Below are 24,748 nucleotides of genomic sequence, written 5' to 3' on the forward strand. Positions count from 1 at the left end.
CCGGGACCGAGCTCGACACGCCTCGTCGCTACGCTCCTCATCGGCCCAATCATCAACTCATGGTTGATGATTGGGCCGGGAACTCACGAAGCCGGAGTCAGCTTGCGCAGGCGCGGCGCCAGATCCGACTCGAAATTCTCCAAGAACCGACGCTGATCATGCCCCGGCGCATGAAACACCAGATGATTCAAACCCGCATCCGTATAAAACTTCACCTTCTCCACCGCCTCATCCGGATCCGAAGCCACAATCCACCGCTTCGCCACCTGCTCGATCGGCAACTCATCAGCCAACCGCTCCATCTCCACCGAACTGTTCACCGAATGCTTCTGCTCCGGCGTCAACGACAACGGCGCCCAAAACCGCGTATTCTCCAACGCCAACTGCGGATCCGGATCATACGAGATCTTGATCTCGATCATCCGATCGATCGCACCGAAATCACGACCAACCTTCTCCGCACCCTCCTTCACCGCCGGAATCAACTTCTCCTGATACAACTCCGCACCCTTACCCGACGTACAGATGAACCCATCCCCCGCACGACCGGCATACCGCGCCACCACCGGACCACCCGCAGCCACATACACCGGAATCGCCTGCTCCGGAACGTCATACATATACGCACCCTGCGTGCGGTAATACTCACCGTCGAAGTTCACCTCCGCACCCGTCCACAACTCACGCATCAACGCAATCGACTCACGCAACCGCGCAAACCGCTCCTTGAACTCCGGCCACTCCCCCTGAAAACCCGTCGCATACTCGTTGAGCGCCTCACCGGTACCCACACCCAACATCACCCGCCCCGGATACAAACACCCCATCGTCGCGAACGCCTGCGCAATCACCGCCGGGTTGTACCGAAACGTCGGAGTCATCACCGACGTCCCCATCTGCACCCGCGACGTCCGCTCACCCACCGCAGCCATCCACGCCAACGAGAACGGCGCATGCCCACCGTTGTGCCGCCACGGCTGGAAATGATCACTCACCGCCACCGAATCCATGCCACGTTCCTCGGCCGCCACCGCGATCTCCACCAACTCACGCGGATCGAACTGCTCCGCCGACGCCTTGAAACCGAGCTTCAACTGCTGGGACATCTCGCCACCTCACTGCCGGGCCACCGGCCGTCACCGTTCACATTCCTGCTCATTGCATCTGGAAACCAACCTACTCACCGGTGCCGCACACGTCAGGCCCGGGATATGGCGGACGCCACCCCGAATCTCGACTAGACCTCAAGTTCACTTGAAGTCCTACGCTGGTCGCATGAGCATGGAATCGGTGGCCTGGGACGTCATGTACAAGTCGATGACCTCCCCGGATGGCACCGCGCACGGACAGCAGGACCGGCGCGTCACCCTGCGCAGGATCGCCGGATTCGCCCGCCCGCACGTGCGACGGATCGTCGTCTTCCTCGCCTTGTCGGTGACCACCGCGGTTCTCACGGTGGTCACCCCTCTGCTGGCCGGGCATGTGGTCAACCTGATCACCGAGCAGGATTCCGCGGCGGCCGGCGCGATCGCCGGGTTCGCCGCGCTGATCGCGGTGATCGCCGTCGCCGAGGCCGCGGCGTCCATCGTGACCCGATGGTTGTCGGCGAACATCGGCGAGGGCCTGATCCTCGATCTGCGGCGCGCGGTGTTCGACCATGTGCAGCGGATGCCGGTCGCGTTCTTCACCCGCACCCGCACCGGCGCACTGGTGAGCCGGCTCAACAACGACGTGATCGGCGCACAGCGCGCGTTCAGCGACACGTTGTCGGGAGTGGTGTCGAATGCGGTGACCCTGGCCCTGACCCTCGGCGTGATGATCGCGATCAGCTGGCAGATCACCATCCTCGCCCTGGTCCTGCTTCCGGTGTTCGTGCTGCCCGCGCGGCGGCTGGGTCATCGGATGGCCGCGCTGTCCCGGGAGGCCGCCGAACACAATGCGCGGATGTCGACGCAGATGACCGAACGGTTCTCCGCACCCGGCGCCACCCTGGTGAAACTGTTCGGCCGCCCCGAGGTCGAGTCGGCCGAGTTCACCTCGCGTGCGGACCGGGTGCGCGACATCGGCGTCCGCCGGGCGATGCTCGAGACGGTCTTCATGACCGCGCTGACCCTGGTGTCGGCGCTCGCGCTGGCACTGGTCTACGGCCTCGGCGGCTGGCTGGCCGTGCACCAGCATCTGTCCGCCGGCGCTGTCGTCTCGTTGGCCCTGTTGCTGACCCGGATGTATGCGCCGCTGACCGCGCTGGCCAACGCCCGCGTCGAGATCATGAGCGCGCTGGTGTCGTTCGAGCGGGTCTTCGAGGTGCTCGACCTCGAGCCCCTGATCGCCGACGCACCCGACGCCGTCGACGTCCCGAATCCCGAGGCCGGGGTGTCGGTGCGCTTCGACGACGTCGACTTCGCCTACCCGTCGGCCGACAAGGTCTCTCTGGCGTCACTGGAGGAGGTGGCACAGCTGGACAGCCGGGGCGGCCAACAGGTGCTGCACCACATCGACCTCGATGTCCCCGCCGGACACATGGTGGCCCTGGTCGGCAGTTCCGGTGCAGGCAAGTCGACGATCGCCTCGCTCGCCACCCGCCTCTACGACGTCGACTCCGGTGCGGTGCGGCTCAACGGGATCGACGTCCGCGACCTCACGTCGGCATCGGTGCACCGCACCGTCGGTCTGGTCACCCAGGACGGGCACCTCTTCCACGACACCGTGCGCGCCAATCTGGCCCTGGCCGCGCCGGATGCCACCGACGAGCAGGTCTGGGATGCGTTGCGCCGAGCGCGTCTGGCGGACCTGGTCGAATCCCTGCCGGACGGGCTCGACACCGTCGTCGGCGAGCGCGGTTACCGCCTGTCCGGCGGTGAACGCCAGCGCATGACGATCGCCCGCCTGCTGCTGGCCCGCCCGGCGGTGGTGATCCTGGACGAGGCCACCGCACATCTGGACTCGACGTCGGAGGCCGCCGTGCAGGAGGCCCTGGCCGAGGCATTGGCGGGGCGGACGTCGATCGTGATCGCACACCGTCTGTCGACGATCCGGGCGGCCGACGAGATCGCCGTGATCGAGGCCGGTCGCGTCGTCGAACGCGGTGACCACGCCACCCTGCTCGCCCATGGTGGACGGTATGCCCAGCTCTACCGCACCCAGTTCGGGGCCGACGACGATCCGGAGGCACTGACCGCGTGAGACGCCGCCGACGACGGCCACCCGCCCACCTGCCCGATCACCGACCGGACGGCGACCTACCGGTCGTCGTCGTCCTCGTCGTCGTCGAGCGGACGGGGCGGCGTGAGCTTGGCCTTGCGGTAGGTCATCACCAGCATCGCGATGTTGACCACGATGAGCGCGATACCGAGCGCAACCCACAGCCACCGGCCGTCGCGCCACCACGTATAGGTGAGGAATCCGACGCAGACCATCAGGATGATCGCGCCGACGGTCACCATCATCCGGGAGAACCCCTGGGCGGTGCGCTGGAAATCATGGCTGGTCATCGGATCACCTTTCGCCGGGCCCCCGGACCACTCGCCGCAAGCACTTCGCCACCGCCTCAGTTCTGGACAACGATCGAGATCGCCAACGCGATCGACACCATCACTATGGCAGCGACCACGAACAGCACCGGCGACGGCCCCGGCATCGGACCGCCCTCGCGCAGCACCCGGTCGGTCCGGCGCCACCGCACCACACCCAGAACGGCCACCGCACACCCCACCGCCACCATGATCAGGCCGAGGGTGCTCTCCAGCAGGGAACTGGTGATGTCGGGGGCGATGTAGACCACCGCGACGCCACCGGCGATGAAACCCAGAGCGGTACGAATCCAGGCCAGGAAGGTCCGCTCGTTGGCGAGTGTGAAGCGGGCATCCGGGGCGCCGGTCACCGTCGGGACGTGCTCGGGGTCAGCCGGCCCACTGGCTCTTTCGCTCATCGGCGTCCTTGGCCTCTCGTATCGCGCGACCGGCGAAGGCCGCCGACGCCTCGATCGCCTCCATCGTCTCGCGATGATGTGACCCGAAGACGGGGAACGCGTGGACCTGCCAAGAATAACTGTGGGCGACGGCCTCGACCCCCGCCTCGTCGAGTTCCTCGACCAGCGCGATCACGTCCGGTTCGAGCATCTCGTTCTCGGCGGTGATCAGGATGGTTGGCGGGAAGATCGCGGGCTCGAGGTCACCGATCCGGCGTACCCCGGCCAGCTGCAGCGGGCCACGGTCGAAGGCCGGTGCGAGCTCGGCCATCTTGGCCTTGGGCAGGTAGGCGTCGGAGCGGCTGCATCGGTCCGGATGCGATCCCAGGTCGAGATCGAGCAGCGGCGAGAACCCGACGAAGGCGACCGGCGCGGGCAGCCCCTGCGCGACGGCACCCTCGATCACCTTCGCGGCGAGGAACCCGCCGGCCGAATCCCCGGCGACCACCACGCGACGGTATCCGCGCTCGGTGATCAGTTCCCGGTACGCCGACAGCGCATCGGCCACCGAGGTGCCCACACCGGCGGCCGGGAGCTGCCGGTAGACCAGCGAGAACACCGGGACCTCGCACTTCTGCGACATCCGGGCGGCGATCGACCTGTGCGTACCGACCCCACCCACGACGAAGGCTCCGCCGTGCAGGTAGAGGATCGCGGTGTCGGGATCGCGACGCGACGGCCCGGTGGGCAGGATCAACTCGGCCGGACGGTCGCCGAGCTCGATCTGCTCGCGCACCACCCGGCGCGGTTTGGGACCGACCGCGAACATCCGGTCGATCAGGAACAGTCCGGCCATCCCGGACCGGTTGAGCGGCCACAACGACAGCAACGGCTTGAGGAACAGCCGGCTCCCGACCCAGATCGGGTACGAACCGAGGCTGGGCTTGCGGTGGTGAACGACGGGCATGATCGCCCCCTCCCTGATCTCGTCACCTCACACGAGCTTCCGGTGTAAGTGAACCTACACCGGACCCGCGGCCCCGACGGTCGATACCGAGATCGCCGCGCAGGATCTCACCGGACGGCGAAAACTAGACGAGTACGACACCTGACGTTCACCCGTGCCATGGCCGACAGTCGAGTACGGCGGGATATATTTCACGTTCCTATGTTCGAGAAAACGGTGGTGAGTGTGGAAATCCCAGCACAGTTCTTGCTGTCGGCGCACGCCAGTGCGCCACGCACGTTGTGTGACGTTCTCGATGACACTGCCGCCCGACATCCCGATGCCCCGGCCGTCGACGACGGCGAGGTGGTCCTGAGCTATGCGCAGCTGCTCGCGGTGATCCGCCGCGGCGCCGACCGCCTCAACGACATCGGGGTCCGCCGCGGCAGCCGCGTCGGCATCCGCATGCCGTCGGGGACGCGGCATCTCTACACCGCGATCCTGTCGACGATCTACGCCGGCGCCGCCTACGTCCCGGTGGACGCCGACGACCCCGACGAACGCGCCGAGCTGGTCTTCGGCGAGGCCGACATCGATGCCCTGATCGACGCCGACGGCATCCATCCGACCGGGCCGAAACCCACCGATCTCGAGGTATCCCAGGCCTCGTCGGATGAGGCGGCCACGCGTCCGACCATCGCCGAGGACGCGTGGATCATCTTCACCTCCGGGTCCACCGGCACCCCCAAGGGTGTGGCGGTGACCCACCGCAACGCCGCCGCATTCGTCGACGCCGAGGCCCTGCTGTTCCTGCAGGACGATCCGATCGGCCCCGGCGACCGGGTGCTGGCCGGGCTGTCGGTGGCCTTCGACGCCTCCTGTGAGGAGATGTGGCTGGCCTGGCGCAACGGCGCGTGCCTGGTCCCCGCCCCGCGCTCGCTGGTGCGCAGCGGTATGGACCTGGGGCCATGGCTGGTGCAGCGGGACATCTCGGTGGTGTCGACCGTCCCGACGCTGGCGTCGCTGTGGCCGTCGGAGGCCCTGGAGGCGGTCCGGCTGCTCATCTTCGGCGGCGAGGCCTGCCCGCCGGAACTCGCCGACCGTCTGGCCGTCGAGGACCGTGAGGTGTGGAACACCTATGGCCCCACCGAGGCCACCGTCGTCGCCTGTGCCGCCCCGCTGGGTGGTCCCGGACCGGTACGGATCGGTCTGCCGCTCGTCGGCTGGGACCTGGCCGTCGTCGACGGGGAGGGCCGGCCGGTCGCCGAGGGCGAGATCGGTGAACTGATCATCGGCGGCGTCGGCCTGGCGCACTACCTGGATCCGGCCAAGGACGCCGAGAAGTACGCCCCGATGCCCACCCTGGGCTGGGAGCGCGCCTACCGCAGCGGCGACCTGGTGCGGCTGGAGGCCGAGGGTCTGGTCTTCCAGGGTCGCGCCGACGACCAGGTGAAGGTCGGTGGCCGGCGGATCGAGCTCGGCGAGATCGACAACGCCCTGCAGAACCTGCCCGGGGTGTCCGGGGCGGCCGCCGCGGTCCGCAAATCGGCCGCAGGCAACAGTCTGCTGGTCGGCTATCTGGTGTCGGCCGACCCCGCCTTCGACGTCGACGCCGCCCACCGCAGCCTGACCCAGCAGCTGCCCGCACCGATGGTGCCGCGGTTGGCGCTGGTCGATGAGCTGCCCACCCGCACCTCCGGCAAGGTCGACCGCAATGCGCTGCCGTGGCCGCTGCCCGGCTCGGCGGCCACCGTCGAGGCCGCCGACGACCTGACCGGTACCGAGCAGTGGCTGGCGGAGCGCTGGACCGACGTCCTGGGCGTCACCGTCACCAGCGACGAGGCCGACTTCTTCACCGAGGGCGGCGGCTCGCTGGCCGCCGCACAGCTGGTCACCGCCCTGCGCGAGCGGTATCCGCAGATCACCGTCGCCGACCTCTACGACCATCCGCGCCTGGGATCGCTCGCCGAGATGCTCGACGCGGTGGCCCCGACGACGGTCGTCGAGGAACGCATCGTCACCCCCACCCCGGCCCGGACCGGGCTGATCCAGATCCTGCTGTCGGTGCCGCTGACCACGCTCACCGGCCTGCAGTGGGCCACCTGGCTCGGCGTGGCCAACAACGTCGGCGCCTGGATCGCCGACCGCCTCGACGTGTCGGTGCCGTGGCTGATCGAGGTCGACTGGTGGATCGTGCTGGTCGCATTCCTGGTGTTCATCACCCCGCCCGGCCGGATGGCGATCGCCGCGGTCGGCGCCCGCCTGCTGTTGCGTGGCGTGACACCCGGTGACCACCCGCGCGGCGGATCGGTGCATCTGCGGCTGTGGGTTGCCGAGCGTCTGCTCGACGCCTCCGGTGCGGCCAACATCTCCGGCGCACCCTGGATGATCTACCTGGCCCGCGCGCTGGGCGCCTCGATCGGCAAGGGTGTGGACCTGCACACCATCCCGCCGGTCACCGGCATGCTGACCGTCGGCGAGGGCGCCTCGGTGGAACCCGAGGTGGACCTGTCGGGCTGGTGGATCGACGGCGACGTCGTCCACATCGGCGAGGTCGTGATCAAACGTGGCGCGTCGGTGGGTGCCCGCTCGACCCTCGCGCCGGGCGCGGTGATCGGCCGCGACGCCGAGGTCTCCCCCGGATCGGCGGTCTTCGGACACGTCAAGAAGGAACAGCACTGGGCGGGGTCGCCGGCGGTCAAGGTCGGCAAAGCCGAACATCCCTGGCCCCAGCACCGTCCGGCCCGGCACAGCATGTGGGTGCCCATCTACGGACTGTCGTCGCTGCTGCTGGCCGCCATCCCGCTGATCTCGCTGGCCGTGGGCCTGGTGGTGATCGGGTCGTGGGCGTTGCGCGCCGACCGCCTGCGCGATGTCGGTCTGCGTGCGCTGGCCCTGATCCCCCCGGCCGCCATCGCCAGCCTGTTCGTGTTCGCGCTGATCACCGCGGTGCTGGTGCGGCTGCTGTCGTTGGGTCTGACCAAGGGCTATCACCCGGTGCGCTCGCGCGTCGGATGGCAGGTGTGGCTGACCGAACGCCTCCTCGACTCCGCCCGCACCTACCTGTTCCCGCTGTATGCCAGCCTGCTGACGCCGGTCTGGTTCCGCATCCTGGGCGCCAAGGTCGGCAAGGGCACCGAGATCTCCACCGCACTGATCCTGCCGAAGTTCACCACCATCGACGACGGGTCGTTCCTCGCCGACGACACCATGGTGGCCTCCTACGAACTCGGTGGCGGCTGGCTGCACATCGACGACGCCAAGATCGGCAAGCGCTCGTTCCTGGGCAACTCCGGTATCACCGGCCCGGGACGCAAGGTCCCGAAGAACGGTCTGGTGGCAGTGCTGTCGGCGGCCCCGAACCGGGCGAAGTCGGGATCGAGCTGGCTGGGCAGCCCGCCTGTCCGCCTGCGCCGCACCGCCGCCGAGACCGACACCTCCCGCACCTTCGACCCGCCCACCGGGCTGAAGGTGGCGCGCGCGGTCATCGAGACGCTGCGCCTGATCCCGGTGATGGTGTCGTTCGGGCTGGGTATCTTCATGCTGCTGGGCCTGCAGTACATCGCCTCGCAGTCGGACTTCGTCGTCGCCGGGCTGGTCAGTGGCCTGCTGCTGCTGGTCGCCGGTGCTGCCGCCTGCTGTATCGCGGCCGCCGCGAAATGGCTGGTCGTCGGCCCGATCCGGGTCTCCGAGCATCCGCTGTGGAGTTCGTTCGTGTGGCGCAACGAGCTGTCGGATGCGTTCGTGGAGACCGTCGCCGCCCCCTGGTTCGCCAACGCGGCCACCGGTACCCCGATCCTCAACCTGTGGTTGCGCATGTTGGGCGCGACGATCGGCCGCGGTGTCTGGTGTGAGACCTACTGGCTGCCCGAGGCCGACCTGGTGACCCTCGGCGACGGCGCCAACGTACAGCGTGGCTGCGTGGTCCAGACCCACCTGTTCCACGATCGCGTGATGGCCATCGATCGGGTGACCCTCGGCGCCGGTGCCACCCTCGGTCCGCACTGTGTGGCCTTGCCGGCGTCGGGTCTGGGCGAGTCGGCGACCGTCGGGCCGGCCTCGCTGGTGATGCGCGGTGACGTGGTGCCTGCGCACACCCGGTGGCAGGGCAACCCGATCGCCCCCTGGACGAAGCGCTGACGCGACGCGCGCAGGTGACGCCGACCGGGGCGGTCACCGCCGCGCGTCGTCGGTGATCCAGCGGACCGGGTCGCCGAGCGGCGTGTACTCGCACGTCGTGCCGGTGTGTACCGCGGCAGGTGTCTGCCGAGTTCCGGCTGGACCTCGGTGATGTGGGCGAGCGCGCGCACCGTCGACACCGCATCGGGCGCCCACCTCCCACACCTGGTCGCCCACCGGACGCAGCACGAAAGTGGTTGTGGTGAAGCCGGTTTCAGGCCGATCCGACCGTCGCCGATACCACCGGTGCGCCCCGATCCGACGGTAGGTGGCCAGGGCGCCGGCGATCACCGCCGGACAGGCGGTCATCGCTCGCGAGATCGCGAAGGCATCGGCGATGAACACCTCGGTCGCCGCGGCCGCCCGCGCAGGCAGGCGAACCAGGGTGCGGCGTCGACGTCGACCGGAAAGGTCTCGAACGCCACGGTGAGGTGGTCGAGTTCGGCGTAACGCCGCTCGATGATCGGCGGCGTCGACCGAGACGGGCGTGGTGGCCTTGTCGGCGCCGGGAATGATGATCGCCTCCTGGTGTCGGGACGGTCCCGACACCAGGAGGCGTGAGTTCGCAGATCCCGGATGTGACCCCGGACGGAACAGCTCAGACGGCGGGGGTGTCGACCTTCTTCGGCAGGGTGAACAGGGTGGCGATGCTCAGCACGATCAGCATGATGCCGCCGACCCACACGAAGACGGTGAGTGCGAACTGTCCGGCGATGATCATCACGATGCCGGCGAGTACCGAGATGATGCCGGAGAAGACCAGATACCAGGTGGGCACGTGGGCCGACTTGCTGGCCGCGGCGAACAGGTCGTTGACGCCCTGGAAGATCCAGCCGATACCGATGAACAGGGCGAGCAGCCACACCGCGTCACTGGCCGGGCTGAACAGGGCGAACACGCCGACGATGATGGTCAGGACACCGAGCAGACCGAGCAGGGTGCGGATACCGCCGGACAGATACGACGCCGCGAACGCCTGGGAGACACGGAAGATGCCGCCGACGATCAGGGCGATACCGAACAGGACGCCCAGGATCATGACGGTGATGCCGGGCCAGATGACCGCGATCAGGCCCAGGACGATTCCGGCGATCGCGGAGGCGATGAGTGCGGTGCGCACCGCGCCGATGAGCTCATCGGGGAACTGCTTGTTGTACACGGCGAAAGTCATGGTCGAAGCGTATCCCGCCGATCGCCGTTCGGCGCAGGCGTCATGCGGTTTCACCCCTCCCGGATGAGAACACGTCGACCCCGGCCGGTAGACAGGAACGATGACCGAGCTCGCCTTCTTCCGTCCGGAATCCGACGGACGCGTGATGCCGACGCACTTCTCCCGCAGCCTGTGGGCGCCCGGCACGCTCAACGGACCGGCCGTGTGCGCCATCGCGGCCCACCACACCGAGGACGAGTTCGCCGAGACCGGCTTCCGCCCCGCACGATTCACCGTCGACATGTTCAAGGCGGCCCGCGACCTGCCCACGTCGATGCGGTCCCGGCTGGTCCGCTCGGGTGGACGTATCCGCGTCGCCGAGGTGGACGTGTTCCAGCATCCGGCCGACGGCGAGGAGGTACTGGCAGCCCGGGCCACCACCGTGTACCTGCGCGAATCGCAGAATCCTCCGGGGCAGCGGTGGACCCGGCCGGACTCCGCCGTCAGCTTCGTCCCGCCGGCGGAGACGACCGACGATCTGATGCCCTTCTTCGCGACCGATCCCGCCGACGCCCCGTTCGGTGGCGTCCCGGCGGGTGAGTGGACGCGGGAGATCGGCAGCCACCAGACCGCCACCCGCAAGCGGCTGTGGGCCGCGGCCGCACCCGCCGTGGCCGGGGAGCCGCTGACGCCGTTCGTGCAGGCCGCGATCAGCGCGGAATCGACCAGCCTGGTCTGCAATTGGGGTTCCACCGGCATCGGCTTCATCAATTGCGATCTGACCATGGCACTTTCACGCCTGCCGCGTGGAACCCGGATCGGCATCGAGGCCGATTCGCACACCGAACACGACGGGATCTCGGTGTCGACCGCCGGGTTGTACGACGCCGACGGCATGTTCGGCACCGGGATGGTGACCGCGGTCAACAACGCCGCCGCCCAGATCGACTTCACCACCGTCGATTCCGGCGCACGCTACCGCGAGGCGTGACGACCGCCACATCGCGGATATGTGTTCTCGGCCACACGGCGGGTGCCGGGGTTTGCTAGGGTCCACCGCATGCGCCGATCGTTCGCACGATTCCGCACCGCCCTCGCCGTCGCCGCCACCACTGCTGCGCTGACCGCCGGAGTGGTGGTGCAGGCACCGGTGGCCGCGGCCCCGGCCGCATCCGGGATGGGGTCGATCGTGGCCCGCCTCACCGGTCCGGGCGCGATCAACGACACCGTCGGCCGGCACGACATCATCGGCACCGATCTCGGCGTCATGTGGGACAACGGCCGTGGCGAGATCCTCACCGCCTTCGGCGACACGCAGTCGTTCAACGGCTGGTCGTTGCTGTACGGGCAGCTGTTCTACTGGCGCTCGAATGTGCTGTTGCGCAGCACCGATCGCAACCTTGCCGACGGCATGACCTTCACCGGCCACGCCGGTCCGCCGGGGCATGCCAAACGCCTGCTCAAGCCGAATCTGCGACGTGAGGTGACGATCATCCCGACCGCGGGGATCGCTGCCAACGGCAAGCAGTACATGAGCGTCATGTCGGTCAAGCACTGGGGCAATCCGAGCAGTTGGATCACCAACTGGTCGGGGCTGGTGGCCTCCACCGACAACGGTGCGAACTGGCACTCGGTCAACGCATTCCGGCCCAACGGCGGTGGCAACAAGAAGTTCCAGATGTCGGCGTTGCTGAAGGTCGGCGACACCGTCTACACCTACGGCACCCCCGACGGCCGATACGGCGCGGTGTATCTCGCCCGCGTCCCCGAGCACGCGATCGAGAATCTCGGTGCCTACGAGTACTTCTCGTACGGCCGGTGGGTCCGCAACGATCCCGGGGCCGCCACCCCGGTGATGCCCGCCCCGACCGGAGAACTGTCGGTGGCGTGGAATTCCTATCTGGGCAAGTTCATCTCGCTGTCGACCACCGGAGAGGGCGTGAAGCTCCGGACCGCCGACAACCCGGCCGGACCCTGGAGCCGGGGCCAGCTGGTGGTGTCGAAGAACGACCCGTACTCCGGCTACGCGCCGTACATCCATCCGTGGTCGACGTCGGGACCGATGCTGTACTTCACGTATTCGATCTCCTACGGCTATCAGGTGTACCTGATGCGGCTACCCCTGCAACGCAGCTGATCACCGCCGGAACGCGACCGCCGGAGGCCTCCGGGCAACCCAGAAACCTCCGGCGGCACGCGAGTCACCGGCCGGTCACTGCCCGAGCATCGTCTTCATCTGATCGATCTCGGCCTGCTGGCTGGTCTTGATCTGCGTTGCCATGGCCCGGGATTCGGGGTTGACGCCGTCGGCGAGCTCGGGCTCGGCCATGCTGACCGCGCCCTCGTGGTGGGCGATCATCCCGGTGAGCCACAGCTTGTCGAACTCGGCGCCGCTCGCCTGCTCGAGGGCGGTCATCTGCGCCGGTGTCATCATGCCGTCCATCGAGTGGCCCATGTCGCCGTGACCGGAGTGGTCGTCACCGGAGTCGACGTCGACCCCCCACGACTTCAACCGCGCGGTCATCTGATCGATCTCCGGCTGCTGGGCGTCACGGATCTGCGTTGCGAGCGCACGCAATTGCGCGTTCTGGGTCCGCGACGGCACCAGATCGGCCATCTCCACGGCCTGCTCGTGATGCGGGATCATCATCTGGTTGAACATCACGTCGGCCTCGTTGTGCGCCCCCTGGGTCGCGGTCGAGCCGGCCGACGCTGCCGTCGACGACATCGGGACCGTCGTCGTGTGCGTGTGATCGGTGTGTCCGTCACCGGAGGCGGCGGTGTCGTCGGAGGAACATCCGGCGACGAGTGCGGCGGCGGCGACGGCACCGGCGGCGGCAACGAGGGCACGGGTGGCGAGACGGTTCATCATGAACTCCTGTATGTGAGGTGGATTCGGTTGTGCGGATCGAGGGTTCGGTACGAACCGGTCGGTCAGCAGCGAATCACCGCGAGTTCCAGATGGGTGGGCACCGCCCACGGTGGCGGTCGGCCCAGCCGCTGTACGACGGCCGGCCACAGATCCCGGAGCACCAACGGCGCCACCAGGATCCAGATCAGGACCACCAGGATCACCGGCGGCAGCGGCACGTCGTCGCCCCGCACGAAGGTGCAGTGGTGGCCGAGGTCGCAATGGTCCCCGTCACCCATCTGGGTATCGGGATCCTGGGTCTGCGATGCCATCGCCGGGGGCACGGTCTGCCCATCGTGCATCGCGTGCGCGGGCATCGTGGTCGCCGGTCCGGCGACCACCGTGTGCATCAGCGCCACCCCGGCCACCAGCAGCAGGGCTCCGACGACGCGAGCCCACCACGGCAGGTGGTGGGCTCGGCGCAGCTGCATGCCGACCAGGTTAGCGACCCGCCGGCGGCGCGATCGCGGCGCCGGTGCCGCTGCCGGTCTCCGTGCCGCTGTCGGTCTGGGCACCACCGTCGGTCTCGGTGCCGCTGCCGGTCTGGGCACCACCGTCGGTCTCGGTGCCGCCGTCGATCTCGGTGCCGGTGCCGGCCTCGGCGAGCTGTTGCTCCTCCCGACGCCGGTTGCGCGGCTGGATGATCTTGCGGTCGATGATCTGATAGACGACGATCACCGCCGCGGCCAGTCCCCAGCCGAGGATGATGTCGAAGACATAGTGCTCGGCGGTGTAGACGAGGGTGAAGGCCATCGCGACCGCGTACCCCATGAACAGTGTCTTGCCCAGCGCTTTGACGCGTGGCCACATGAACAGGGCCAGCAGCATGGTCAGTCCGGCGTGCAGGGACGGGATCGCGGCGACGAGATTGGACTTGCCCTGCCCGATCTCGATCAGGTTGGACGCGACGTGGATGTGCAGGTACTCCCAGCCGCGGGCGGAGATCCGCTCCACATAGGGTGCGGCGTCGGGATGCACCGGGTCGATCGGACCGAGGATGCCGCCGGGGCTGGAGGCCTCCGGGGTGGTCATGCAGATCGCCTCGCGCGGACCGTCGGCCACCTCGGCCGCCGTGCAGCGCGCCGCCGCCCAGGGCGGGGCGGCCGGCACCAGGGTGTAGCCGACCAGGCCGAGGAACGTGGTGGCCACGAAGCAGGCGGCGAACCGGCGCCAGGCACCACGATCGCGCAGCCACAGCACCGCGGCGACCGCATACGGGACGACGAAGTAGGACATGTAGACCAGGCTGGTGATGACCTCCCACCACGGGGCCTGCGCCTGCTTGAGGTGTTCCTGCAGCCAGGTCGTGGGGACCACCCCGAACATCGCCTGGTCGGCATCGGGGGCGAGATGCCACGCCACCGGGACCTGGATGATCTGGGCGACGTTGCGGGTCCAGTCGTAGAGGATGAGGATCAGCGCGAACGGCGCCCAGTCGAGGAAGACCGTGATCACCTTGCGGCGGCCGATGCTCGCGGCGATCAGGCCCAGACACAGCAGCAGGATCAGGCGGGTGCGGTCGAAGGCGAGTCCGTGCTGCCAGAACTCCAGGCCCATGAAGACGACCCACGCGAGGACCGCCACCCGGCGGACCATGGTGAGATCGCGACGTTTCTCCGGTTCGGCCTCCATCTCGGCGGCCGCCGCGACGTCGTCGAGGATGGGCTCCAGGCCAGGCGGATCCGCCTCGGAGGAGCGGCCGGACGTCGTCTCGTCAACGCTCAACGCTCACCCCTCACCGTGGCTTGCGTCCTGCCGTCAAGCCGCAACCAGAAGTCAGCCTAATGAACATCACTCGTTGGTGTTCCGTTCGGGATGCCTCGCGTGTGTCAGATCATCCCGAACTCCCCCAACTCGGTAGTGCTCTCGGTCACACTGTGGAGGTACCGAGAAACCGGCCGTATGGGCCGGAGTACGGCGCCCGGAGGTCACGATGCCCAACAGATTCCTGCGCTACGGCGATCAGCGCTACATCATCAGCAAGGAGGCCGAGGCACGTCTCGATCGCGCGCTCGACGCCGTCTATGCGAAAGGCGCCGGGCACCAGTGGCTGAACCTCTATCACGGCACCGAGGCGCCGTGCCGCCTGCTGATCGCCTCCGGGGTGCCGATCACCATCGAAACCGAGCCCAACGACTGACCTCTAAGGTGTGAGGCATGCGCATCGGAGCACACCTGCGCGAGGACGCCGATCCCCTCGCCTCCGCCGACGAACTCGGTATCGACGTCTTCCAGATGTTCGTCACCGATCCGCAGAAGTGGACCAAGCCCAAACCCAATCCGCATGCGGCGGCGATCCGCGAGTCGCCGGTCGACGTGGTGGTGCATTCGAGCTATCAGATCAACGTCGCGAGCCTGAACAACCGGTTGCGCATGCCCTCCCGCAAGGCGGTCGTGGAGCAGGCCGACGCGGCCGCCGAACTCGGCGCCTTCGGCCTCGTCGTCCACGGTGGCCATCTGCGCGACGGCGAGGATTCCGCGGAAGGATTCGCCAACTGGCGCAAGCTCTTCGATCGTCAGGCCGACAAGGGCGGATTCGGTGTGCCGATCCTGATCGAGAACACCGCGGGCGGCGATCACGCGATGGCCCGCACCCTCGAGTCGATCGACCGGCTGTGGGAGGCCGTCGGCGACTTCGAGCAGGCCGGGTTCTGCCTCGACACCTGCCATGCCTGGGCCGGCGGCGAGGACCTGGTCGGCCTGGTCGAGCGGGTCAAGGAGATCACCGGACGGATCGATCTGGTGCACCTGAACAACTCGCGCGACGAGTTCGACTCGGGTCGCGATCGCCACGCGAACCTCGCGTCCGGACACATCGACCCCGAGGTGCTGGCCGCGGTGGCCAAGGCCGCCGACGCCCCGGTGATCCTGGAGACCCCGGCCGAGGGAATCCCGGCCGATCTGGAGTACCTGCGCTCGGCGCTCTGAGGTATCGACCCACTCCCGACGTCCGAGAACGGGCGCACCCCGTGCCGCGGGGTGCGCCCGTTCTCCCGTCTGTGTGGGCCGAATCCGTTCCGGGGGAGGTTGCCCGATCTCACATCCCTCCGCGGGTTGTCCGTTACGCGCAGGCACGGTATTCTGGAGGTTACCGGCGAGTAACTTACGCGTACCGAACGTTGCCACCACCGGCCGCCTCGGGCGCACGCCATTCGCCACCGACGTTTTCCGGCGACGCCAACCGCAGGGACCAGCCCGCAGTCAGATAGGAACTCCAGATGGGCCACTACAAGAGCAATATGCGCGACCTCCAGTTCAACCTCTTCGAGGTCTTCGAACTGGACAAGGTTCTCGAGTCGGGCGAGTTCGGCGATCTCGATCACGAGACCGCCGTCGACATGCTCCGTGAGGTCAAGAACCTCGCCGAGGGCGTCATCGCCGATTCCTTCGCCGACGCGGACCGCAATCCCCCGACCTTCGACCCGGACGAGCACAGCGTCACCATCCCGGAGGGCTTCAAGAAGTCCTACAACGCGCTCGTCGAGGGCGGCTGGGACAAGATCGGTGTCGCCGAGGAGCTCGGCGGCCTGCCCGCACCGCGGTCGCTGTACTGGGCCATCGGTGAGATGATCCTCGGTGCCAACCCGCCGGTGTTCATGTATGCCGCAGGCTCCGGCTTCGCGAACATCTTCTACGACAACGGCACCGACGAGCAGAAGAAGTGGGCGGCCCTCTGTTCGGAGCGCGGCTGGGGCGCCACCATGGTGCTCACCGAGCCCGACGCCGGTTCCGACGTCGGCGCCGGCCGCACCAAGGCCACCCTGCAGGAGGACGGCTCCTGGCACATCGACGGCGTGAAGCGCTTCATCACCTCCGCCGACCAGGACATGACCGAGAACATCTTCCACCTGGTGCTGGCCCGCCCCGAGGGCGCAGGCCCCGGCACCAAGGGACTCTCGCTGTTCTTCGTCCCCAAGTTCCACTTCGATCCCGAGACCGGTGAGCTGGGCGAGCGCAACGGCGCCTTCGTCACCAACGTCGAGCACAAGATGGGCATCAAGGCCTCCGCCACCTGTGAGGTCACCTTCGGCCAGCACGGCATCCCGGCCAAGGGCTGGCTCGTCGGCGAGGTCCACAAGGGCATCGCGCAGATGTTCGACGTCATCGAGCACGCCCGGATGATGGTGGGCACCAAGGCCATCTCCACCCTGTCAACCGGTTACCTGAACGCCCTCGAGTACGCCAAGGAGCGTGTGCAGGGTGCGGACATGACCCAGATGACCGACAAGGCCGCACCGCGCGTGACCATCACCCATCACCCGGACGTGCGTCGTTCGCTGCTCACCCAGAAGGCCTATGCCGAGGGTCTGCGTGCGGTGTACCTCTACACCGCCTCGCACCAGGATCCGATCGCCGCCCAGATCGTGTCGGGCGCCGATCCGGCGCTGGCACACCGGGTCAACGACCTGCTGCTCCCGATCGTCAAGGGTGTCGGTTCCGAGCGGGCGTACGCCAACCTCGGTCACGAGTCGCTGCAGACCCTCGGCGGGTCGGGCTTCCTGCAGGACTACCCGATCGAGCAGTACATCCGTGACTCGAAGATCGACTCGCTGTACGAGGGCACCACTGCCATCCAGGCGCAGGACTTCTTCTTCCGCAAGATCATCCGCGACAAGGGCCAGGCCCTCGCACACGTCGCCGGCCAGATCCAGTCGTTCATCGACTCCGAGGCGGGCAACGGTCGCCTCAAGACCGAGCGCGCCCTGCTGCAGACCGCGCTGCAGGACGTCCAGGCCATGGCCGCCGCCCTCACCGGCTTCCTGATGGGTGCGCAGGAGAACCCGAAGGAGCTCTACAAGGTCGGCACCGGCTCGGTGCGGTTCCTGATGTCGGTGGGCGACCTGCTCATCGGCTGGCTGCTGCTGCGTCAGGCCGAGATCGCCATCGCCAAACTCGACGAGGGCGCCGGCGACGACCAGTCGTTCTACGAGGGCAAGGTGGCCGTCGCAAGCTTCTTCGCCAAGAACATGCTGCCGCTGCTCACCTCGGTGCGCACCACCGTCGAGAACGTCGACAACGATCTGATGGAACTCGACGAGGCCGCGTTCTGATCTGACGATCAGCTCCACCTCCAGCACCGCCACCGGCCGGGGCCCCACGGGTCCCGGCCGGTGGTCTGTCTGCAGACCGGCCGGGCCGCTCGGCGCCACTTGCGCACACCCGAGGCGCCGGACGGCGCATACTGGGGTCCGTGGGCTCACGGAGCTTCCAGATGAGCAGTCGATGGCGGATCCCCTTCCGCCACGACGACGTGTTCGCGGTCCTCGCCGACGCCGACGGCTACGAGTCCTGGTGGCCGCAGGTCCACGACGCCCAGCGCATCGACGCCGACTCCGGCCGCGCCCGGTTCCGCTCGCTGTTGCCGGTCTCCCTCTCCGTCCGGTTGCGCCAGGACCTCGTCGACCCGGCTGCCGGGGTGCTGCGTGCCCGGCTCGACGGTGACCTGGTCGGCTGGAGCCAGTGGACCGTCCGCCCCGATGCGGATCCCGAGCGCACCGTCGTGCACTTCCTGCAGCAGGTGGACTTCACCAAACATGTTGCCGTGGCGCCACTCTGGCCGCTTCGTCCTTTTCTTCGCGCCAATCACGCCCACATGATGCGATCCGGGCGGCGCGGATTGATCCGGCGGCTCACCGAGATCGGTGCGCGTGATGCGAGCATGCCCCGCTGATCACCGCCGATGTCTCATGTTGAGACGGCCCGGCAGTGTCCCACCCCTTCCAGGCGACCGCGCCGGCGACGTAGCGTGGGAACGGATCGGCCATCCACCACCCTCTCGACCCACACGATGACGAAGACGTAGGTGTAGCGATGAAAGCTCTTGTATTCCATGGCCCCGGACAGAAGGCCTGGGAGGACGTCCCCGATCCCAAGCTCACCGAACCGACCGACATCATCGTCAAGATGGACACCACGACGATCTGTGGCACCGACCTGCACATCCTCAAGGGCGATGTCCCGGCCGTCACACCGGGGCGCATCCTCGGCCACGAGGGTGTCGGCACCATCACCGAGATCGGTGATGCCGTCACCACTCTCGCCGTCGGCGATCAGGTGATCCTGTCGTGTATCTCGGCGTGCGGCAAATGTGCCTACTGCAAACAGGGTGTGTTCTCCCATTGTCTGGGCAGCGAGGGCAGTTCGGGGATCGGCTGGATCTTCGGCCATCTCATCGACGGCACGCAGGCCGAGTACGTCCGTGTGCCCTATGCGGAGACCTCGGTGTACAAACTCCCGGCGACGGTGAGTCCGGAACAGGGCACCCTGCTGTCGGACATCCTGCCCACCGGCCATGAGATCGGGGTACGCCACGGTGCGGTGAAACCCGGTGATGTGGTGGCCGTGATCGGAACGGGCCCAGTGGGATTGGCGGCCATCGCAACCGCCGGCCTGTACGGCCCCAGTCGTGTCGTCGCCATCGACCTCGACGCCAACCGCGTCGAGCAGGCACGCCTCTTCGGCGCCACCGACGGCGTGGTGTCGTCGGCGAAGGACTGGCGCGACCAGGTGCTGGCGATGACCGACGGCCTCGGCGTGGACGTCGCCATCGAGGCGGTGGGCATCCCCGCGACCTTCCAGATGTGTCTCGACATCGTCCGCCCCGCAGGACATGTCGCGAATGTCGGGGTGCACGGCTCGTCGGTCGATCTACCACTACAGGATCTGTGGATCTCCAACATCGTGATGACGATGGGACTGGTCAACACCAACACCCTCGACACCCTGCTCAAGCTGGTCGCGCAGCGGCGGATCGACCCGGACCCGTTCATCAGTCATCGCTTCGCCCTCGGCGACATCATCGACGCCTACGATGTGTTCGGCCGGGCCGCAGAGACCAAGGCGCTCAAGGTGATCCTGAACTCCTGATCACCGGGCCGACAACACCCGGAGTACCCGAAAACGGTCGGGCCGCGACATCACACGTCGCGTCCCGACCGCACCCGCTCGACCACCTCGGCATAGAAGGCGGTGGCCAGTGCGACCATCGCCGTGACGAATCCGCCCTCGCTGCCGGACCGCTTGGACCCCATCGACGACTCCATCGTCACGGTGAACTCCCGGATGTCCCGACCGTCCGGTGGAACCAGCACACCGGAGTCCTCACGAACGTCCTTGAGCAGAGCCGACGTCGACTCGACGCGGCTGCCGGCATGGTGCGCGGTGATCCGCACGTCGTCCGGGGCGGTTGCGAGTTGCCGTACCAGCCAGTTGATCTTGGTCTGGGTCCTCCCGCTTCGGGGTGCCGCCGTCTTCATCGAGCAGCCGATGCGGCCGCGACCCAGATCGGCGTTGATGGCCACCGGCCCCGCGGCACCCGAGACCCGTAGGAGCGCGAACAGCTCTCCGGAATCGGCCAGCTGCCGGGCGCGACTGACCGCGTCCACCCGGCTGGCCGGCGCCTGCGCCGTCACCTTCTGACCGGTCAGAGCACTCAGGTTCAGCGACACGTGGCGGGCCAACCGGTCGAATCGATCGCATACCTCCGACGTCGATGCGTCCGAGGCCCCGACGGTCCGGTTCTTGACCGCTTCGCGGATCGTGACCCACTGCTTCCCCATGTCGTCGAACGGCCACATCCCGGACTGGTTGTCGGCACCGTAGAGGAGCATCTCTTCGAGAACCCGTGCGCGCACGGGGTCGTCGATGCCGACGTGCTCGTGCACGATGGTCGCCTCCGCGACGATCTCCTCCCACGAAAGGTGCTTGAGGGACACGCTTTTCAGCGACCGTGCATCGACCTTGCAAGGATGCTGATCCGGTGATGCCATCAGGTCCCGACTGACGGTGAGCACGGCGTCGATCGACTTGGCCCGGGCGAGCTTGAGATAGGTGGCGATCTGCTCATCGCTCAGCTCGGCACGGCCGGTCTTCACCTCGACCAGGGCCTGCCAGATGCGTGAGCCACGGCTGACCCTGATCAGCCCGTCGGGCCGGACCTCCTCTCCGGACACGGTGAATCGGACCTCGGTGAAGGTCTCGATCCGTCCGCGTGGCGCACCGATCTGGCTCACGATCGCCCGGCCGAACTCCGGGACCGTCTCCATCGTCGCCAGCAGGATCGAGGTGGTCCGCATCTCCTGCTCCGCATTCGACCTGACGCCCACCGACGGGAACAATCTGGCCCGTCTCCATTCCGATTCGCCGAGGCGGGGCAGATACGCGGCCGTCCGTTGCGCCCAGTCCTTGGGCAGCGGTGCGGGACGCCGTTTCCGGGCGATCGACACCTTGGTCTCCGGGGCGGGGGTGTCGCCGGTCGCGGATGCCCCCGCACCGGACACCTCTGCCTCGGGCGCCGGGGGAGGCGGGTCACCGGCCTCCTCGGCCGGCGGCGCCGGGTCGCCCGCGGAAGCGAGATGCACATCATCCGGGGCGAGATCCCCGATATCGGCCGGGTCGTCCTCAGATGAGCCGTCACCGGCGGTGTCGTCGTCGACCTCGATGCCGTGATCGGACACCAGCGCCTCGAGTCCGCCGTCATAGCCCTGGCCCACCGCCCGGATCTTCCAGGCATCACCACGCCGGTAGATCTCGCCGAAGATCACTGCCCGCTCGGTGACCAGGCCGTCGATGACATGGACGACCAAGGGCTCTTCGGGTCGCTCGGCGCACCCCACCGACATCCTGACCAGGGAGGTGTCGCCGAAACTCGCCTCGCTCCGGGGATCGGTGCTGGCCGTGATCACGATGCGCGACACCGAATCCGGAATACGTGCCAGATCGACCTCGACGGCATCACGGTGACCGGGCGAATCCGCGGTCGACTCGGCAGCATCCGGCGCCACCTGCCCCGACACCAACTGCACCGCCCCACCCACGCCGCTCGGCTGGTTGTAGAAGATCAGGTCGTCATTGGAGCGGACCCGTCCGTCGTCACCGAGGACCAGGATTCCGGCATCGATGTCGGTGTCGACACCGGCCGTCGACTCGGTCTCGATGACGACGACGAGTCGGGGATCGGATTCGCCTGCGACATCGCCGACGGCGACGTTCCCGCCTTTGGCCAGCACATGGGGCTCCATCCGCCCAAACTATGTGTCACACCACCACCGTGCAGGCAGTGCGGCCGGGATACCCGTCAGGTTCAACCGGTCAGATGACGGACCGGTCGATCGAACGTCAGACCCCCTGCGCCAGAAGAGGATCGACCACAACGCACAGCGGCCCTCCCGGAGATTCCGGGAGGGCCGCTGTGCTCGTCGAGAAGTGTTGGGCCGCCGACTACTTCGGTGGCATCCGGATGCCGCCGTCGACGCGCACGACCTCGGCGTTCATGTACGAGTTGGTGACCAGCTCGACGACCATCGAGGCGAGTTCGTCGGGTTCGCCGAGTCGGTGCGGGAACAGCACCGACTCACCCAGCTTCGCCTTGAACGCCTCGGACGCCTCACCCTCACCGTAGATCGGGGTGTCGATCAGGCCGGGGGCCACGGTGTTGACGCGAATCCCGGCGGCGGCCAGGTCACGTGCGACCGGCAGGGTCATACCGACGACGCCGCCCTTGGACGACGAGTAGGCGGCCTGGCCGATCTGGCCGTCGAATGCGGCGACGCTGGCCATGTTGACGATGGCGCCCTTCTCGCCCGACGCGGCGGCCTCGTTGCGGCTCATCGCGGTGGCGGCCAGGCGGATCGCGTCGAAGGTGCCGACCAGGTTGATCGCGATGACCTTCTTGTACACGTCCAGGTTGTGCGCCGAGGCGAACTCACCGTCGCGGCCGATGGTGCGCTGTGCCGAACCGATACCGGCCGAGTTGACCAGCACGCGCAGCGGGCCGAGTTCACCTGCGGCGTTGACCGCGGCCTCGATCGACGAGGTGTCGGTGACGTCGACCGGCACGAACTCGCCGCCCACCTCCTTGGCCAGCTCCGCACCCTTGTCGGCGTTGAGGTCGGCGATGACGACCTTCGCGCCCTTGGCCGCCAGCTGGCGGACCACCGCGGCGCCGATACCGGACGCCCCACCCGTCACGATTGCACTTGCTCCGTTGATATCCACGTCGACAGACTACGACGGGTGTGTCCTGCACAACACACCCACCCGAACTAGCGGTCGCTCAGTAGCACCGGCACGGGCGGGCGAACCCCTCGCCCCCGGGTCTCAATCACGCGATCCCGCTGATCAATCGCACCCTTGGCCAGAACCGGGCAAAGCTCCGATGTGATGCACGCCACCTCTCGCGAATCATCGTGTTCCACAGCACGTCTATCGAGAGGCAGCCCATGTCAGCCCCACCCACCGCCAGCTGGTCGAGCCCCGAACACCGCCGCAGCGTGATCTGGATCGTCACCCTGGCCACGATCGCGATCGTCTTCGACGGATACGACCTCGTCGTCTACGGCACCGTCCTGCCGACGCTGCTCGACGATCCCACCCAGATCGGGGAGCTGAGTCCGGCCACCGCAGGCGCACTCGGTTCCTATGCCCTGGTCGGCGTCATGATCGGGGCATTCATCGCCGGGGCACTCGGCGACCGGCTCGGCCGTCGGACCATGATGCTGGCCAACATCGTCTGGTTCTCCATCGGCATGGCCGCCACCGCCCTCGCCCACGACCTGGTGACCTTCGGGTTGCTGCGCTGCCTCACCGGCATCGGCATCGGCGGCCTGGTCGCCACCGTCGGCGCGATGGTCGCCGAGTTCGCCCCTCCGGCCAAACGCAACCTGTTCAACGCGATCGTCTACAGCGGCGTCCCGGCCGGCGGCGTACTCGCGGCCGTCCTGGCGATGCTGCTCGCCGACCACATCGGCTGGCGCGGACTGTTCCTGGTCGGTGCCCTGCCGATCGTCACCCTGCTCCCCCTCGCGGTGCTCCGGATGCCGGAGTCGCCGCAGTGGCTGGTCGCCCGCGACCGCACCGAGGACGCACGTCGGATCAGCGTGCGCACCGGCATCCCGGTGGACCTGGCACCGCCCTCCCCGACGCCGACCGAGCGCACCGAACGGATCGGGTTCTCCGCCCTGGCCCGCCGTCCGCTGCTCGCCCCGACCGCGCTGCTCGGCATGACGAGCTTCGCCGGACTGCTGCTGACCTATGGTCTCAACACCTGGCTGCCGCAGATCATGAAGTCGTCCGGCTTCGACACCAAGGGATCGCTGGGATTCCTGCTGGTGCTCAACGGCGGGGCGATCGTCGGCGGACTGATCGCCGCCCGGCTCGCCGACTCCCGCGGACCGCAGCGCATCGTGGCCACGTCGTTCTGCCTGGCCACCTTCGCCCTGATCGGCCTGACGCTGGGGCTGCCGCTGCCCATCCTGCTGATCGCGGTCGCGGTGGCCGGTACCGGCACCATCGGTACCCAGGTGCTGATCTACGGCTACGTGTCGAACTACTACCCGACCCGGGCGCGCGCGGCGGGTGTGGCGTGGTGCGCCGGATTCGGTCGGCTCGGCGGCATCGTCGGCCCGATGATCGGCGGCATGCTGATCGGTGCCGGGGTGTCGGCGGACTCGGCGTTCTACCTGTTCGCCGGGATCGCCCTGCTCGGCGCCGCCGCGACGCTGCTCGTGCCGCGCCGGGGCAGCACGCCCGCACCGGTCGCCGGCGACCACCGCCGTGACGCCGGATCGGCACTCGCCACCGGATGACCGATCCCGGCCGGTCATCGGTGCCGGTCCGGCGGCGGGCGCACATCCGGTGCACCCGCCGCCGCGGGCG

General features: G+C 68.0%; 21 protein-coding genes. 10 read left to right on the forward strand and 11 right to left on the reverse strand.

Going from position 1 to position 24,748, the window contains the following annotated elements; all coding sequences use genetic code 11:
• Positions 1-83: 83 nt before the first annotated feature.
• Entirely contained in the window at positions 84-1,106 is a 1,023-nt protein-coding gene (fgd, locus tag GD1_RS12310; protein ID WP_059037237.1) for a glucose-6-phosphate dehydrogenase (coenzyme-F420), read from the reverse strand.
• A 169-nt stretch (positions 1,107-1,275) separates the two neighbouring features.
• On the opposite strand from fgd, the gene GD1_RS12315 reads away from it, so the two are divergent.
• The gene (locus GD1_RS12315; RefSeq protein ID WP_059037238.1) at positions 1,276-3,183 is read left to right on the forward strand and encodes an ABC transporter ATP-binding protein; all 1,908 of its coding nucleotides are present in this window, start codon (positions 1,276-1,278) and stop codon (positions 3,181-3,183) included.
• A 56-nt stretch (positions 3,184-3,239) separates the two neighbouring features.
• Here the strand turns inward: GD1_RS12315 and GD1_RS12320 are convergent, their stop codons facing one another.
• Genes GD1_RS12320 through GD1_RS12330 form a run of 3 tightly spaced genes read right to left on the reverse strand, consistent with a single transcriptional unit; the run spans position 3,240 to position 4,874 of the window.
• On the reverse strand, positions 3,240-3,491 hold the full coding sequence (locus tag GD1_RS12320; protein WP_059037239.1) for a hypothetical protein: 252 nt from the start codon (positions 3,489-3,491) through the stop codon (positions 3,240-3,242).
• Positions 3,492-3,547: 56 nt separating this feature from the next.
• Entirely contained in the window at positions 3,548-3,928 is a 381-nt protein-coding gene (locus tag GD1_RS12325; RefSeq protein WP_053776355.1) for a YidH family protein, read from the reverse strand.
• Positions 3,900-4,874 carry an alpha/beta hydrolase gene (locus tag GD1_RS12330; protein WP_053776354.1) on the reverse strand — a complete coding sequence of 325 codons (975 nt, stop codon included), beginning with the start codon at positions 4,872-4,874 and terminating at the stop codon, positions 3,900-3,902. The genes GD1_RS12325 and GD1_RS12330 overlap by 29 nt, the downstream gene beginning before the upstream one ends.
• Before the next feature lie 201 nt (positions 4,875-5,075).
• On the opposite strand from GD1_RS12330, the gene GD1_RS12335 reads away from it, so the two are divergent.
• Positions 5,076-8,993, forward strand: coding sequence for a Pls/PosA family non-ribosomal peptide synthetase (locus tag GD1_RS12335; RefSeq protein WP_174519045.1), 3,918 nt, complete (start codon positions 5,076-5,078; stop codon positions 8,991-8,993).
• A gap of 33 nt (positions 8,994-9,026) precedes the next feature.
• On the opposite strand, the gene GD1_RS24725 is transcribed toward GD1_RS12335, so the two are convergent.
• Positions 9,027-9,581: a hypothetical protein gene (locus GD1_RS24725; RefSeq protein WP_157079463.1), complete on the reverse strand. Its 555-nt coding sequence runs from the start codon at positions 9,579-9,581 to the stop codon at positions 9,027-9,029.
• A 49-nt stretch (positions 9,582-9,630) separates the two neighbouring features.
• The gene (locus GD1_RS12345) at positions 9,631-10,203 is read right to left on the reverse strand and encodes an HdeD family acid-resistance protein (protein ID WP_059037267.1); all 573 of its coding nucleotides are present in this window, start codon (positions 10,201-10,203) and stop codon (positions 9,631-9,633) included.
• A gap of 100 nt (positions 10,204-10,303) precedes the next feature.
• On the opposite strand from GD1_RS12345, the gene GD1_RS12350 reads away from it, so the two are divergent.
• Together GD1_RS12350 and GD1_RS12355 are read left to right on the forward strand one after the other, a co-directional pair.
• Positions 10,304-11,173, forward strand: coding sequence for an acyl-CoA thioesterase domain-containing protein (locus tag GD1_RS12350; protein ID WP_059037241.1), 870 nt, complete (start codon positions 10,304-10,306; stop codon positions 11,171-11,173).
• 69 nt (positions 11,174-11,242) lie between these two features.
• Positions 11,243-12,319 carry a glycoside hydrolase family 183 protein gene (locus tag GD1_RS12355; RefSeq protein ID WP_059037242.1) on the forward strand — a complete coding sequence of 359 codons (1,077 nt, stop codon included), beginning with the start codon at positions 11,243-11,245 and terminating at the stop codon, positions 12,317-12,319.
• Between the two features lie 75 nt (positions 12,320-12,394).
• Here the strand turns inward: GD1_RS12355 and GD1_RS12360 are convergent, their stop codons facing one another.
• The 3 genes from GD1_RS12360 to GD1_RS12370 form a co-directional block, all read right to left on the reverse strand.
• Positions 12,395-13,054 (reverse strand): DUF305 domain-containing protein, encoded by a 660-nt coding sequence (locus GD1_RS12360; protein WP_238403552.1) that lies wholly within the window; start codon positions 13,052-13,054, stop codon positions 12,395-12,397.
• Between the two features lie 62 nt (positions 13,055-13,116).
• Positions 13,117-13,524 carry a DUF6153 family protein gene (locus tag GD1_RS12365; RefSeq protein ID WP_059037243.1) on the reverse strand — a complete coding sequence of 136 codons (408 nt, stop codon included), beginning with the start codon at positions 13,522-13,524 and terminating at the stop codon, positions 13,117-13,119.
• A 10-nt stretch (positions 13,525-13,534) separates the two neighbouring features.
• Complete coding sequence (locus tag GD1_RS12370) at positions 13,535-14,818, reverse strand: phosphatase PAP2 family protein (protein ID WP_083534134.1); 1,284 nt, start codon at positions 14,816-14,818, stop codon at positions 13,535-13,537.
• A 208-nt stretch (positions 14,819-15,026) separates the two neighbouring features.
• On the opposite strand from GD1_RS12370, the gene GD1_RS12375 reads away from it, so the two are divergent.
• The 5 genes from GD1_RS12375 (at position 15,027) to GD1_RS12395 (ending at position 19,960) form a co-directional block, all read left to right on the forward strand.
• Positions 15,027-15,233: a hypothetical protein gene (locus GD1_RS12375; RefSeq protein ID WP_020791717.1), complete on the forward strand. Its 207-nt coding sequence runs from the start codon at positions 15,027-15,029 to the stop codon at positions 15,231-15,233.
• Between the two features lie 17 nt (positions 15,234-15,250).
• Positions 15,251-16,021, forward strand: coding sequence for a deoxyribonuclease IV (locus tag GD1_RS12380; RefSeq protein WP_020791713.1), 771 nt, complete (start codon positions 15,251-15,253; stop codon positions 16,019-16,021).
• Between the two features lie 290 nt (positions 16,022-16,311).
• Positions 16,312-18,144 (forward strand): acyl-CoA dehydrogenase, encoded by a 1,833-nt coding sequence (locus GD1_RS12385; RefSeq protein WP_020791711.1) that lies wholly within the window; start codon positions 16,312-16,314, stop codon positions 18,142-18,144.
• Between the two features lie 161 nt (positions 18,145-18,305).
• Positions 18,306-18,764, forward strand: coding sequence for an SRPBCC family protein (locus tag GD1_RS12390; protein WP_020791710.1), 459 nt, complete (start codon positions 18,306-18,308; stop codon positions 18,762-18,764).
• A gap of 140 nt (positions 18,765-18,904) precedes the next feature.
• On the forward strand, positions 18,905-19,960 hold the full coding sequence (locus GD1_RS12395; protein ID WP_059037244.1) for a zinc-dependent alcohol dehydrogenase family protein: 1,056 nt from the start codon (positions 18,905-18,907) through the stop codon (positions 19,958-19,960).
• A gap of 50 nt (positions 19,961-20,010) precedes the next feature.
• On the opposite strand, the gene GD1_RS12400 is transcribed toward GD1_RS12395, so the two are convergent.
• Together GD1_RS12400 and GD1_RS12405 are read right to left on the reverse strand one after the other, a co-directional pair.
• A complete protein-coding gene (locus GD1_RS12400; protein ID WP_059037245.1) occupies positions 20,011-22,113 on the reverse strand; it encodes a TerD family protein in 2,103 nt (700 codons plus the stop codon).
• Between the two features lie 199 nt (positions 22,114-22,312).
• Positions 22,313-23,089: an SDR family NAD(P)-dependent oxidoreductase gene (locus GD1_RS12405; protein WP_053776349.1), complete on the reverse strand. Its 777-nt coding sequence runs from the start codon at positions 23,087-23,089 to the stop codon at positions 22,313-22,315.
• A 224-nt stretch (positions 23,090-23,313) separates the two neighbouring features.
• Here GD1_RS12405 and GD1_RS12410 point away from each other — a divergent pair, with 224 nt between their 5' ends.
• A complete protein-coding gene (locus GD1_RS12410; protein WP_059037246.1) occupies positions 23,314-24,678 on the forward strand; it encodes an MFS transporter in 1,365 nt (454 codons plus the stop codon).
• The last annotated feature ends 70 nt before the right edge of the window (positions 24,679-24,748 follow it).

This window comes from Gordonia desulfuricans NBRC 100010 (assembly GCF_001485495.1).
Lineage (GTDB): Bacteria > Actinomycetota > Actinomycetes > Mycobacteriales > Mycobacteriaceae > Gordonia > Gordonia desulfuricans.

Excerpts from the sequence above, each read along its gene's own strand:
- fgd (WP_059037237.1), bottom strand. The coding sequence starts at position 1,106 with ATGTCCCAGCAGTTGAAGCTCGGTTTCAAGGCGTCGGCGGAGCAGTTC.
- GD1_RS12315 (WP_059037238.1), top strand. The coding sequence starts at position 1,276 with ATGAGCATGGAATCGGTGGCCTGGGACGTCATGTACAAGTCGATGACC.
- GD1_RS12320 (WP_059037239.1), bottom strand. The coding sequence starts at position 3,491 with ATGACCAGCCATGATTTCCAGCGCACCGCCCAGGGGTTCTCCCGGATG.
- GD1_RS12325 (WP_053776355.1), bottom strand. The coding sequence starts at position 3,928 with ATGAGCGAAAGAGCCAGTGGGCCGGCTGACCCCGAGCACGTCCCGACG.
- GD1_RS12330 (WP_053776354.1), bottom strand. The coding sequence starts at position 4,874 with ATGCCCGTCGTTCACCACCGCAAGCCCAGCCTCGGTTCGTACCCGATC.
- GD1_RS12335 (WP_174519045.1), top strand. The coding sequence starts at position 5,076 with ATGTTCGAGAAAACGGTGGTGAGTGTGGAAATCCCAGCACAGTTCTTG.
- GD1_RS12345 (WP_059037267.1), bottom strand. The coding sequence starts at position 10,203 with ATGACTTTCGCCGTGTACAACAAGCAGTTCCCCGATGAGCTCATCGGC.
- GD1_RS12350 (WP_059037241.1), top strand. The coding sequence starts at position 10,304 with ATGACCGAGCTCGCCTTCTTCCGTCCGGAATCCGACGGACGCGTGATG.
- GD1_RS12355 (WP_059037242.1), top strand. The coding sequence starts at position 11,243 with ATGCGCCGATCGTTCGCACGATTCCGCACCGCCCTCGCCGTCGCCGCC.
- GD1_RS12360 (WP_238403552.1), bottom strand. The coding sequence starts at position 13,054 with ATGATGAACCGTCTCGCCACCCGTGCCCTCGTTGCCGCCGCCGGTGCC.
- GD1_RS12365 (WP_059037243.1), bottom strand. The coding sequence starts at position 13,524 with ATGCAGCTGCGCCGAGCCCACCACCTGCCGTGGTGGGCTCGCGTCGTC.
- GD1_RS12375 (WP_020791717.1), top strand. The coding sequence starts at position 15,027 with ATGCCCAACAGATTCCTGCGCTACGGCGATCAGCGCTACATCATCAGC.
- GD1_RS12380 (WP_020791713.1), top strand. The coding sequence starts at position 15,251 with ATGCGCATCGGAGCACACCTGCGCGAGGACGCCGATCCCCTCGCCTCC.
- GD1_RS12385 (WP_020791711.1), top strand. The coding sequence starts at position 16,312 with ATGGGCCACTACAAGAGCAATATGCGCGACCTCCAGTTCAACCTCTTC.
- GD1_RS12390 (WP_020791710.1), top strand. The coding sequence starts at position 18,306 with ATGAGCAGTCGATGGCGGATCCCCTTCCGCCACGACGACGTGTTCGCG.
- GD1_RS12395 (WP_059037244.1), top strand. The coding sequence starts at position 18,905 with ATGAAAGCTCTTGTATTCCATGGCCCCGGACAGAAGGCCTGGGAGGAC.
- GD1_RS12400 (WP_059037245.1), bottom strand. The coding sequence starts at position 22,113 with ATGGAGCCCCATGTGCTGGCCAAAGGCGGGAACGTCGCCGTCGGCGAT.
- GD1_RS12410 (WP_059037246.1), top strand. The coding sequence starts at position 23,314 with ATGTCAGCCCCACCCACCGCCAGCTGGTCGAGCCCCGAACACCGCCGC.